The sequence below is a fragment of the Pseudonocardia sp. ICBG1034 genome (genome assembly GCF_020131375.1).
Lineage (GTDB): Bacteria > Actinomycetota > Actinomycetes > Mycobacteriales > Pseudonocardiaceae > Pseudonocardia > Pseudonocardia alni.
This window is the reverse complement of record NZ_JAHLEK010000015.1, coordinates 1,493,976-1,506,005: the sequence shown is the minus strand read 5'-3', so window position 1 is coordinate 1,506,005 and position 12,030 is coordinate 1,493,976. Positions and strand designations below refer to the sequence as shown.

The window sequence follows — 12,030 nt, the reverse complement described above, 5'->3', positions numbered from 1 at the left end:
GGCTCCGGGTCAGGACGCGGGGAGCTCGATCTCGCCGGTCCGCTCGTAGTCGAGGACCTGGTCGATGCGCCGCTGGTGGCGCGCGTCGCCGGAGAACGGGGTGGCCAGGAAGGCGTCGACGATCGCGACGACCTCGTCGAAGCTGTGCTGCCGCGCGCCGACACCGATGACCTGGGCGTCGTTGTGCTCGCGGGCGAGCTTCGCGGTGGCCTCGTTCCACGCCAGCGCGGCGCGGATGCCCTGCACTTTGTTGGCGGCGATCTGCTCGCCGTTGCCGGATCCGCCCAGCACGATGCCGAGGGACTCCGGGTCCTCGACCACGCGCCGCGCGGTCTCGATGCACCAGGCCGGGTAGTCGTCGAGGGCGTCGAAGGTCGGGGCCCCGACGTCGATCGCCTCGATCCCCTGCTCGGTCAGGTACTCGACGAGCTTGCTCTTGACCTCGAAACCGGCGTGGTCACTGCCCAGGTAGACGCGCACGGGGCACGATCCTCCCCCATGCGGATCAGCGGCGTGGACGGGGTCCCGGGTGGCTGGGTGGTGTGCGTGCTCTCCGGCAGCGGACGGACACGTGAGGTGACGTGGACGGTGGTCCCCGACGCGGCGTCGGTGCTCGCCGCGACGGCCGGGTGCGACGCCGTCGGGGTCGACATCCCGCTGTCGGTCCCGGCCGGTGCGCAGCGCCGCGAGGCCGAGATCCTCGCGTCGGCGCGGCTGGGCCGGGCCCGGTCCTCCCTGTTCCCGACCCCGCCCGCCCCGGTGCTCGACGCGGGCTCCTACGACGAGGCCTGCACCGCCGCCCAGGCCGTCACGGGGAAGAAGATCAGCCTGCAGACCTGGTACATCGTCGGGAAGATCCGCGAGTTCCAGCAGGTGCGACTGCCGTCGTCGGTGGTGGAGGCGCACCCGGAACTGACGTTCCGCACCATGGCACCGTCGCGTGCGTTCGCGTCGAAGAAGACCGCGCGCGGGGCGGGCCAGCGGGTCGCGGCGCTGTCGGAGTGGGTCCCCTCCGCCGCGTCGCTCGGTGACCTGCCCACCGCCGCCCGGCTCGACGACGTCCTCGACGCGCTGGCCTGCGCCTGGACCGCGGAGCGCGTGGCCCGCGGGACCGCGGAGCTGCTCGGCCCGGGAACCGACGCCCTGGGCCGGTCCACCGCGATCGCGGTCTGAGCGCGAGGATCACCGGATGGACGGGCAGCGGTCGGAGAGGCAGCGGTCGGACGGGCGCTGGCTCGAGCTCGCCGACGGGGTACTCGCCCGCCGCCACGACGAGCTCGACCTGACCACCGGCCTCGTGCTCGGCACGTCCGCCGCCCTGGTCATCGACACCCGCGGCGACACCGCCCAGGGCGCCGAGCTCGCCGCCGCGGTGCGCGCGGTGACCGCCCTGCCCGTCGTCGTGGCCCTCACCCACGCCCACTTCGACCACTGCTTCGGCACCGCCGCGTTCCCGGGCGCCCCGGTGTACGCCCAGGCCGGCTGCGCGGGCGCGCTCCTGGCGACGGCCGCCGCCCAGCGCGCCCACTGGACCCGGCACTACCGTGTCGCCGGGAACGCCGGCAGCTCCGGGGCGTCCGGCAGCTCCGCCGCCGCGACGGCCGATGCGCTCGCCGCCACGGTCCCGGTCCTCCCCGACCGCCCGGTCTGCGCCCGCCCGGCCTCCGTGCACCCGCTCGACCTGGGCGGACGCGTCGTGCAGCTCGTGCACCCCGGCCCCGGGCACACCGGACACGACCTGGTGGCGCACGTCCCGGACGCGGGCGTGCTCTTCGCCGGGGACCTGCTGGAGAACGGGGCACCGCCGTCGTTCGGGCCGGACTCCTACCGCCGCGACTGGGCGGCCGCCGTGGGGCTACTGCTCGACGTCGGCGCAGCACCCGCCGCCACCGGGACACGGGTGTTCGTCCCGGGGCACGGCGATCCGCTGTCGCCCGACGAGGCGGCGGCACAGCACACGGACCTGCTGCGGATCGCCCGGGCCGCCGGCCCCTCCGGCGCGCCGGTTCTGCGGGCTCCCTCTGCAGATTCGCTTACCGGGTAAGCGGATTCGTGGACAGAGGACCTGTCGCCCCCGGCGAGCCGCGAGCCGCGGTGCAGATCGTCGTGCGCCGGCGTTGCAGGTGCCGGGTGGCGAGTACCCCACTCGGCGAGCTCTCCCGACGCCGCGCGACGAGAGTTCCCTCCGCGAAATCGCTCACCCGGTAAGCGACGTCACCGGATCCGCTGCTGTCGGCCGCGATGGCCCGTCGGCGGTGGTCGGCCGCGACGACCGGCCACGCGACGCGGCGAAGTCATCCGCCCGGTCGAGCCCGCCGCCGCGCAGCCGCGGCGGCGCCGGAGCCGGGTGGGGCGGCCGTCGGCGTGGCGAGGTTCGACGAACCTGCGGTCGGTGGGGCTGCGGTCGGCGGGGCTGCGGTCGGCGGGGCTGCGGTCGGCGCGGCTGCGGTCGGTGCGGCTGCGGTCCGCGACCGGTCGGAGAGCGCCCGCGCGAGGCGGTCGGCGAAGCCGGAGGGGTCCGGTCCCGCCGCCCGGCGCAGGCGGTACAGCTCCACGGTCGGCGGCCCGTCCACGACGCGGGACAGCGGCGCCGTCGGACGGTCGTCCATCGCGATCCGTGGGAGCTCGACGGTCGGCGCGTCCGCCGGAGCGTCCGCGGGGGACGGGGCCGAGGAGGACGGGGCCGAGGGGGACGGGGCCGGGAGCGCGGTGGGCAGGTACCGGCGCAGTGCGAGCACCGCGGGCAGGCCCAGCGCCGGCCCGACGGCGAGCACGACGAGCGCCGTCTGCCATCCGACCGCCGCCGCGACCACCGGGACCGTCGCGATCCCGGCGACGGTGAGCAGGAAGCCCAGTGCGGTCTGCACGGTCAGGGCGGTGCCGGTGTAGCGGGGGTCGGCGACCTCGATCGTCGCCGTCGTCAGGACCGCGGAGTCGGCGACGGCGGCCGCGCCCCACAGCACGCAGAACCCGCCCACCAGCAGGGGCGCGGCGCCGAGCACGACCGGGGACACCGCACAGCAGACCCCGCTGACCAGCAATGACGTCGCGATCACCGGGACGCGGCCGTAGCGGTCCGCGGCGCGGCCGCCCAGCACGCAGCCGGCGGCGCCGCCCAGCCCCGCCGCCATGAACACCAGCAGGTGCTCCGCCGGGCCGGGGTCCCCGCCGGCGAGTGCGGCGCCCAGCCAGGTCCACAGCGCGTACAGCTCCCACATGTGCCCGAGGTAGCCGAGCACGACCAGCCGCGGTCCGGGCTCGCGGAGGAGCCGGAGCGCGTAGCCGGTGTCCGGGGGCGGGGCCGGGGCGAGCGCCGGGCCGGGGCGCAGGCACCAGCGGGCCAGCGCGGCCGCCACGAAACCGCACAGCGCGGCGCCGGCGAGCACCCCGCGCCACGGCAGCCCCGGCAGCCCGCCGATCAGGTGCGGCAGCGCCGACCCGACGGTCAGCGCCCCGACCAGCACCCCGAGGTCGCGGGCCCGGCGCGAGCGGTCCGACCAGGAGGTCATGATCTTCATGCCGACCGGGTAGACGAGCGCGAGGCACACCCCGGTCAGGGTCCGCAGCACCAGCGCGGCCACCGGACCGTCGACGACGGCGGCGAGCAGCAGCGTGCAGGACGCCGCCGCGGCCGCACCGCCCGCGAGCAGCCGCTGCGGCGGGACCCGGTCGGCGAGGGTCAGGACCGCCGAGACGACCGCGCCGGCCGCGAAGCCGAGCTGCACCGACGTCGTCAGCCACACCCCGGCCGTCGCGGACAGGTCCCACTCGGCGCGCAGCTCGGGCAGCACCGCGGACGCGGAGAACCACACGGCGAGCCCGAGCACCTGGACGAGCGCGACCAGGGCCCGCGCGCGGCGACCGGCGGTCATGGGCGGCTCCGTGGGGTCGGCGGATCCGGACACGCTAGCGAGAACAGCAGGTGGGAACTGGTCCGGACAGACGTTCGGATACCGCCGTACGGACCAGCGAACGGAGTGGCGTCGGGCGCGATCACCGCGGGACACACGGACGTAACAGCGGACACCTAGCGTCACCGGCCGTGGGGAACGTGCCGCTGGTGGGGGTCGAGGAGGAGTTCCACGTGGTCGGCCTGGCCGACCGCCGGGCCGCGCCCGACGCGGAACGGTTGCTGGAGCACCTGGACGGGGCGGAGTTCTTCCCCGAGCTGCAACGGTCGCTGGTCGAGACCAACTCGCCCGCGACGCCGTCGCTGGACGAGCTGCGCACCCACGTGCGACGCCTGCGTACCCGGCTGCGCGAGGCGGCCGAACCGCTGGGGCTGGGTGTGGTCGCGGCCGGGACGGTGCCACTGGTCGACCTGTCCGGCGACGACATCTCCGCCGGAGCCCGGTACGAGCGGATGCAGCACGAGTACCAGATGCTGGTGCGCGAGCAGCACATCTGCGGGGTGCAGGTGCACGTCGACGTCCCCGACCGCGACACCGCCGTGCAGGTCTCGCGCCGGGTCTCCCCCGCTCTGCCGACCCTGCTCGCCATCACCGCCAGCTCGCCGTACTGGCGCGGCCACGACACCGGTTACGCCAGCTACCGCAGCATGATCTGGCAGCGCTGGCCCACCGCAGGGCCGCCCGGCGACGTCACCACCGCCGCCGAGTACGACACGATGATCGACGAGCTCATCGCGTCCGGGACGATCAGCGACGCCGGGATGCTCTACTTCGACGTCCGCCCCAGCGCGCACCTGCCGACCGTCGAGCTGCGGCTGTGCGACGCCTGCCCCGACGTCGACGACGTCGTGCTCGTGGCGGGACTCTTCCGTGCCCTCGTCGCCCGTGCCCGCGCCGACACCGAGGCGGGCAGGCCGCTGCCCCGCGCCCGGCACGAGCTGCTGCGTGCGGCCGGATGGCGGGCCGCGCGGTCCGGGCTGGAGGGCGACCTCGTCGAGATCGGCCGGGCCCCCGGCGGTCCCCCGACGCTGAGCTCCCCGTCGGTGCAGCTGCGCGCGCTGGTCGAGGAGCTGCGGCCGTGGCTGGAGGAGGTCGGCGACCACGAGCAGGTCGCCGAACTGGCCGAGGGCGTCCTGGCCCGCGGGTCGGGCGCGGCGGCGCAGCGGCGCGCGTTCGGGCGTCGCGGGTCGCTGGCCGACGTCGTCGACGACCTGCTGGCCCGCACGTACGGCGAGCGGCCGCCGTCGGCACCGGCGGAGACCGTGCCGTCCGCTCCGGAGCTGCTGCACGGCTACGTCCCACCCCGCTACGACGAGGCCGTCGACGCGACCGGCGCCGTCCGGCCCGGCTACGGCTGGCTGTTCCGGTCGCTGGAGCGGCTCGGCCCGCGCGGGCTGGCCGCGGCGGAGAACGCCCTGCGCACCGAGCAGCGCGCCCGCGGGGTCACCTTCCCGGTGCCCGGCATCGAGCCCGGCGACGACGGCGAGCGGCTGTTCCCGCTGGACCTGGTGCCGCGGATCATCGAGTCGCAGGACTGGGCGCACCTCGCCTCCGGGCTGGAGCAGCGGATCCGGGCCCTGGAGTGCTTCGTCCGCGACGTCTACGGCCGCCGCGAGATCGTGCGCGACCGGGTCGTCCCGGCGTCGGTGGTCGAGCAGGCGCCCGGCCGCACCCGCGCCGGCGCGCTGGTGCCGCCGGACGCGGTGCGGATCGCCGTGGGCGGCATCGACCTGGTCCGCGACGACGCCGACGGCTGGGTCGTGCTGGAGGACAACCTGCGCGTCCCCTCGGGCATCGGCTTCTCGATGATGAGCCGGCGCCTGATCCGCAGCGTGCTGCCCGACCTGGAGTCGCCCTCGGAGGTGCGCCACCTCGACGACGTGCCGGACCGGCTGCGGGCGGCGCTCGCGGCCGGCGACCCCGACGGACCCGACGGGGAGGCCGCGCTGCTGACCGCGGGCGAGGTGGACCCGGCGTTCTTCGAGCACCGGCTGCTCGCCGAGGCGATGGACGTCCCGCTGGTGACCCCGGCCCGGCTGCAGGTCACCGACGGCGCGCTGTTCCTCGTCGGCGGCGGGCGGCGGCGCCGGATCACCACCCTCTACCGTCGGATGGACGAGAACGAGCTCGCGACCGCCCGCGGCGCCGACCACCGGCCGCTCGGCCGCGCGCTGTGGGCGGCGATGGCCCGCGGGCGGGTCGCGCTGCGCAACGCGCCCGGCAACGGCGTCGCCGACGACAAGCTCGTCTACGCCTACGTGCCGGAGATGATCCGCTACTACCTCGGCGAGAAGCCGGTGCTGGCCTCGGTGCCGACGCTGCCCTGCGTCGACCCGCTCGCCCGTGAGCAGGTCCTGGACCGGCTCGACCGGCTGGTGCTCAAGCCCGTCGACGGTTACGGCGGCGCCGGGATCGTGATCGGCCCGCACGCCGGGCGCGCCGAGCTGGACCGGGTGGCCGCGGCGATCCGGGACACCCCGGCCGGCTGGGTCGCCCAGGACCTCGTCGGGATCTCCACCCATCCCACCTTCACCGACGGCGCCCTCCGGCCCCAGGCCGTCGACCTGCGGGTCTTCGCGGTGCAGTCCCCCGGCGCCGGCGGGGTGCCCGAGGTCGACGTGCTGCCCGCGGCGCTGTCGCGGGTCGCCCCGCCCGGCGGGATGATCGTGAACTCCTCGCGCGGCGGCGGGGCGAAGGACACCTGGGTGCTGGCCTGAGACGGGCTCAGCCGGCGAGCAGCAGGTCCGGCTCGCCCAGCACCCGGTCGGCGACGGCGCGGGCGGTCCCGGTGACGGTGGCCGCCCGGCCGTGCGGGGACACGAGCACGGCGACGTCCGGCCCGGTCGCGACCCCGCGTCGCACCAGCTCCGCGTGCACCGCGGGGACCAGCCAGGCGCCCAGCTCGGCGTAGCTGCCACCGAGGACGACGGTGCCGACGTCGACGACGTGCAGCACCGACGTCAGCGCCGTCCCGAGCGCGGCGCCGGCCCGGGCCAGCGCCCCCGTCGCGGCCGGGTCCCCCGTGCGGGCGGCGGTCCGCAGCGCCGCGACGTCGGCGGCGCCCGCATCGCCGAGCAGGGCGGGCAGGCCCGCGTAGACCTCGACGCAGCCGGTGCCGCCGCAGCCACACCGCCGCCCGTCGCGCTCGATCACGACGTGCCCGATCTCCCCGGCGACGCCGCGGGCGCCGGGCAGCACCCGCCCGTCGACGACGATCCCGCCACCGATCCCGACGTCGGCGGAGACGTAGACGAAGTCGTCGGCCTGCCCCAGGTGCGCGAGCGCCCCGAGCGAGGCCTCGTTGCCGACGAGCAGCGGCACCTCACCGAGCGCACCGGCGTGCTCGGCGGGGCGGCAGCCGTCGAGCCGGGGCAGGTTCGGGGCCCGCAGCAGCACCGCCGCGTCGTCCGAGCCGCGCACCGGTCCGGGGACGGCGATCCCGGCCCCGGCGACCGTGCGGCCGGTGCGCGCGGCCAGGTTCGCCGCGGTCCGCGCGGCCCGCCCGAACACCGCATCCGGGTCGAGGCCGCGGTGGTCGCGGCGCCGGCGCGACCGGTGCACCACCTGCCCGTCCAGACCGGTGACCAGCGCGTCGACGCCGTCGACCTCGACCGACACGGCCAGTACGACGGGCCCGGTACCGGCGAACGCCAGGGGCGTCCCGGGCCGCCCGACCCCGCTGCGGTCCGGCTCCCCCTCCGCGAGCACGCCCGCGGCGACCAGCGGGTCCAGCAGCCCCGCGACGGTGCCGCGGGTCAGCCCGGTCGCCGCGGCGAGCGACGCCCGCGACGACGGCGCCGCCCGCAGCGCCCCCAGCAGCAGGCCGAGGTTGTGCCGGCGCACCGCCGGTGGACGCGCGGGTGGGGCCTGCGGGCGGGGAGATCGCTCGTGCACGGGGTCAGCGTGCCCCGGTGAGGTGCTCACACGCGAGCTGGTGGAGCCGGACGAAGCCGTAGCCGCGGCGGCCCAGCGCGTCCGGGTCCGCGGTGTCCAGCGCCGGGTCGGCCAGCAGGTCGGCCACGGTCTCCCCGGCCCCCAGCGTCGGCTCGGACAGTGCGGGCACCCCGGCCTCGGCGAGCGCGGCGACGACCTCGGGGTCGGCCCGGAACGCGGCCGCCCGCTCGCGCAGCAGCAGGTAGGTGCGCATGTTCGCCGCGGCGCTGTCCCACACCCCGCGCCGGTCCTCGGTACGCGAGGGCTTGTAGTCGAAGTGCCGCGGCCCGTCGTAGCCCGCGGACTCGAGCAGGTCGACCAGCGAGAACGCGTTCAGCAGGTCACCGTGGCCGAACACCAGGTCCTGGTCGTACTTGATGCCGCGCTGTCCGTTCAGGTCGATGTGGAACAGCTTCCCTGCCCACAGCGCCTGGGCGACACCGTGGGTCATGTTCAGCCCGGCCATCTGCTCGTGCCCGACCTCGGGGTTGACGCCCACGAGCTCGGGGTGGGCGAGGCGCTCGACGAAGGCCAGCGCGTGCCCGACGGTGGGCAGCAGGATGTCCCCGCGGGGCTCGTTGGGCTTGGGCTCGATCGCGAACCGGATGTCGTGGCCCTGCTCCAGGACGTGCCCGCAGAGCAGGTCCATGGCCTCGCGGTAGCGGTCCAGGGCGGCGCGGACGTCCTTGGCGGAGTCGAACTCCGAGCCCTCCCGTCCGCCCCACAGCACGAAGGTGCGGGCACCGAGTTCGGCGGCCAGCTCGACGTTGTGCAGCACCTTGCGCAGCGCGAGGCGCCGCACGGTCCGGTCGTTGGAGGTGAACCCGCCGTCCTTGAACACCGGGTGCGAGAACAGGTTCGTGGTGATCATCGGAACGGTCATGCCGGTCGCCTCGCAGGCCGTGCGCAGGCGTGCGATCTGCCGGTCCCGGTGGGCCGGGTCCGGCGCGAAGCCGAACAGGTCGTCGTCGTGGAAGGTGAGTCCCCACGCGCCGCGCTCGGCGAGCTCCTCGACGGCCTCGACGACGTCGAGCTCGGGGCGGGTGGGCGAGCCGAACGGGTCGGCCGCGGTCCAGCCGACGGTCCACAGTCCGAAGGAGAACTTGTCGGCGGGGGTCGGGGCGGGGACGGCCATCGTCTGCTCCTGGAGGTGTGGGGGCGGCTCCGGCGAGCATGCTCCCGGCAGCGGTCCAGGTCCAGGATTTGTTCGTGTTCCGCACGAACGAATCCCTCGTTCGCCGTAGCGCTTGTCACCACCGGCGAAACGCAGTGGGTCTTGCGGGCGGGCCCCGGCGCACGTGAGGTGGAGCCCGGTGCGGACCCACCGGGTAGTTTCGGCGTCCGGCCGCGCGGAACCGCAGCACACGACAGCAGGAACGGGGGATGTGATCGGTGGAGGCCGGGCAGACCGTGCAGATCACCCAGACCGCCCCCGACCGTGCCGTCGCCGGGGCCGAGCCCGGGCACCACTCGCCCGCGGTGTCCCCCGACGGCACCCGCATCGCCTGGATCTCCGACCGCACCGGGCGCCCGCGGGTGCACGTCGCGGCGCTGCCGGCGGACGGACCGGTCGACCCGGACGGGGCGCGGGTACTGGAGGCCCCCGGCCCGCACGCCGACGTGACCGCGCTGTCCTGGTCCCCCGACGGCAGCCGGATCGCGGTGCAGGTCGCCCCGTGCGGCGGCGACCGCACCCGGGTGGCGCTGCTGGACCCCGACGGCGGGCCCGCCGACGGGATCGCGACCCACGCCACCGCCGTCGTGCTGGGCGCGTGGGCGCCGAGCGGGCGGTCGCTGGGCGTCACCGTGCTGTCCGACGCGACCCCGCGCGGCGCCGAACCGGGCGACGGCACCGCCTGCCTGGTCGACGTGCGCGACGGCTCCTCCACCGTGCTCGGCTCCGGGCAGGCTGCCGTCGTCCAGGCGGTGTCGGCCGACGGACGACGGGTCGTGCTGCGCACCGGCCGCCGCGGGGAGCGCGCCCTGGAGCTGGTCGACCTGCACCGCGGCACGCGGGACCGGGTGATCGGCGGGCCCGGCGGGGCGCTCACCGCGGCCGCCCGCTTCGGCAGCGCCCCCGGCACGCTCTGGGTGCACACCGACGCCGACCGCGAGCACACCGCGCTGCTCGCCGTCGCGCTCGGCCCCGCGGGCGAGCACCGCCTGTCCCCCGCCCGCCCGGTCGCCGTCCGGCCCGGCGCCGACCTGGAGGTCGTGGCACTGGACCCGGCTGGTCCGCGGGCCGCGCTGGTGTGGAACGTCGGGGGGCGCAGCCAGGTCGAGATCGCCGACCTGCGTGGCGGCAGGCCGGAGCGGCTGCCCGCGCCGTGCGACGTCGTCACCGGGGTGGCGTTCGCCCGCGACGGCGTGTCACTGCTGGTGGCGGGGCACGCGCCGGGGGTGGCGCCGTACGTGGTGCGGATGCCGCTCGACGCGCGCCCGGCCACACCGCTGCTCGGCGGCACCCCGGTGACGCCGCGGCCCCCGCGCCCGGAGGCGGTCGGCTTCCCGGCCGAGGACGGGCTGCGGCTGGCCGGATGGCTGCACCGGCCGTCGTCGCCGACGGGGGTGGGGTTCGTGTGGCTGCACGGCGGGCCCGAGTCCGAGGAGCGGCCCGGCTGGGCGCCGCTGCTGCACGGCCTGGTCGCCGCCGGGGTCACCGTGCTCACGCCGAACGTGCGCGGGTCCTCCGGGCGCGGACGGGCCTTCGCCCGGCTCGACGACGGCCCGCTGCGGCCGGGCTCGATCGCCGACGTGCGGGCCGCGGCCCGGCTGCTGGCGGGGGTGCCCGACGTCGATCCGCGCCGGATCGTCGTCGGCGGCCGGTCCTACGGCGGGTTCCTCACCCTGGCCGCGCTGACCCGGTTCCCGGAGCTGTTCGCGGCCGGCGTCGACGTGTGCGGCATGTCCGACATGACCGCCTTCTACGCCGACTCCGAGCCGTGGATCAGCGGGCCCGCGACCACCGAGTACGGACACCCGCAGCGGGACCGCGCGCTGCTGGAGGAGCTGTCCCCGCTGCGCGCCGCGGACCGCATCGCCGCACCGCTGCTGGTCGTGCACGGCGAGCACGACACGAACGTCCCGCTGGCGCAGGCACTCGCGATCCACGCGGCACTGGCCGCGCGCGGTGCGCCGGTGGAGCTGCTGCGCATCCCCGACGAGGGCCACGAGGTGCACGACCGGCACACCCGGGCCGCGGCGAACGCCCGCATCGTGGAGTTCGTGACCGCGACGGTGGCCCGTGGCTGACCGGGCGCCCCGGCCCGGGTGGGCGGTCGCGGTGCGGGCGCTGGTCGGGATCGTGGCCGTGGTCGTCGTGGTGGGGATCGTCGTCGTCGCGGGCCCGGTACTGCTCGCCGGGCACCCGGCCTACCCGGTGCTGCTCGCCGTCGTCGCCCTGGTGGGGCTGGTCCTGGTGGTGCGGTCGGGGCGCCCGGCACGGCCCGGACGGCTGCGGGCGACCGGGCGGGCCGCCGGAGCGGTGCTGCTGGTCGCGCTGGTCGCCGCCGTGCTGTGGCTGCGTCCCTACGCGGCCGACGAGACCGCGCTCGCCGCGACCACGCCGTCGGACCGGGTCGCGGTGGTGCACACCGCGACGACGTGGGAGCTGCGCCCGACCGCGCCGTCCGGCCGGGGCCTGGTGTTCGTCCCCGGGGCGCTGGTCGACCCGCGGGCCTACCTGGCGCTGCTGCGCCCGCTGGCCGAGCAGGGGGTGCGCGTGATCGTGACCGCGCCGCCCCTGGGCGTCGCACTGACCGATCCGGGGGCCGTCGGCCGGGCGGTCGGTTCGGCGCCCGAGGTCCGTACCTGGGCGGTCGGCGGGCACTCCCTCGGCGGAGTGGCGGCCGCGCGGGCGCTGGACGTGCCCGGGGTGCGCGGGCTGGTGCTGTGGGCGTCCTACCCGGCCGCCGACGTGTCGGGAGCGCCGGTCGCGGCCCTGTCGGTGTCCGGCTCCCGCGACGCCCTGGCCACACCGGACGCGATCGCGGACTCCTGGGCGCAGCTGCCCGCGGGGACCCGCTTCGTCGTCGTCGACGGAGGGGTGCACGCCTACTTCGGGGACTACGGCCCGCAGACCGGCGACGGCGAGCCGGGCGTGGACCGGGCGACCGCACAACGGCAGATCGTCGCCGCGACCACGGACGTCGTGACGTCGCTGCGCCCCGGCTGACCGGTCGGGACG

Annotated in this window: 9 protein-coding genes; 5 read left to right on the top strand and 4 right to left on the bottom strand. The window is 76.8% G+C overall.

Annotated features, from left to right (window positions below; all coding sequences use genetic code 11):
• Window positions 1-9: 9 nt before the first annotated feature.
• Window positions 10-480 carry a ribose-5-phosphate isomerase gene (locus KPF22_RS08585; protein ID WP_224401662.1) on the bottom strand — a complete coding sequence of 157 codons (471 nt, stop codon included), beginning with the start codon at window positions 478-480 and terminating at the stop codon, window positions 10-12.
• A gap of 18 nt (window positions 481-498) precedes the next feature.
• On the opposite strand from KPF22_RS08585, the gene KPF22_RS08580 reads away from it, so the two are divergent.
• Together KPF22_RS08580 and KPF22_RS08575 are read left to right on the top strand one after the other, a co-directional pair.
• Window positions 499-1,173, top strand: a complete 675-nt coding sequence (locus KPF22_RS08580; RefSeq protein WP_208826858.1) for a DUF429 domain-containing protein — start codon at window positions 499-501, stop codon at window positions 1,171-1,173.
• A gap of 16 nt (window positions 1,174-1,189) precedes the next feature.
• Window positions 1,190-2,044 carry an MBL fold metallo-hydrolase gene (locus tag KPF22_RS08575; RefSeq protein ID WP_224401661.1) on the top strand — a complete coding sequence of 285 codons (855 nt, stop codon included), beginning with the start codon at window positions 1,190-1,192 and terminating at the stop codon, window positions 2,042-2,044.
• A gap of 250 nt (window positions 2,045-2,294) precedes the next feature.
• Here the strand turns inward: KPF22_RS08575 and KPF22_RS08570 are convergent, their stop codons facing one another.
• Window positions 2,295-3,872, bottom strand: a complete 1,578-nt coding sequence (locus tag KPF22_RS08570) for an MFS transporter (RefSeq protein WP_224401660.1) — start codon at window positions 3,870-3,872, stop codon at window positions 2,295-2,297.
• 170 nt (window positions 3,873-4,042) lie between these two features.
• Between KPF22_RS08570 and KPF22_RS08565 the strand changes: the two genes are divergently transcribed.
• On the top strand, window positions 4,043-6,628 hold the full coding sequence (locus KPF22_RS08565) for a carboxylate--amine ligase/circularly permuted type 2 ATP-grasp protein (RefSeq protein ID WP_208826741.1): 2,586 nt from the start codon (window positions 4,043-4,045) through the stop codon (window positions 6,626-6,628).
• A 7-nt stretch (window positions 6,629-6,635) separates the two neighbouring features.
• Here KPF22_RS08565 and KPF22_RS08560 read toward each other — a convergent pair whose 3' ends face one another.
• Both KPF22_RS08560 and xylA read right to left on the bottom strand, forming a co-directional pair.
• A complete protein-coding gene (locus tag KPF22_RS08560) occupies window positions 6,636-7,805 on the bottom strand; it encodes an ROK family protein (RefSeq protein WP_208826739.1) in 1,170 nt (389 codons plus the stop codon).
• Between the two features lie 4 nt (window positions 7,806-7,809).
• Entirely contained in the window at window positions 7,810-8,979 is a 1,170-nt protein-coding gene (gene xylA, locus KPF22_RS08555; protein ID WP_208826737.1) for a xylose isomerase, read from the bottom strand.
• 257 nt (window positions 8,980-9,236) lie between these two features.
• Between xylA and KPF22_RS33035 the strand changes: the two genes are divergently transcribed.
• Together KPF22_RS33035 and KPF22_RS33030 are read left to right on the top strand one after the other, a co-directional pair.
• Window positions 9,237-11,096: a prolyl oligopeptidase family serine peptidase gene (locus KPF22_RS33035; protein WP_208826735.1), complete on the top strand. Its 1,860-nt coding sequence runs from the start codon at window positions 9,237-9,239 to the stop codon at window positions 11,094-11,096.
• Complete coding sequence (locus KPF22_RS33030; protein ID WP_208826733.1) at window positions 11,089-12,018, top strand: alpha/beta hydrolase; 930 nt, start codon at window positions 11,089-11,091, stop codon at window positions 12,016-12,018. The genes KPF22_RS33035 and KPF22_RS33030 overlap by 8 nt, the downstream gene beginning before the upstream one ends.
• Window positions 12,019-12,030 lie beyond the last annotated feature (12 nt).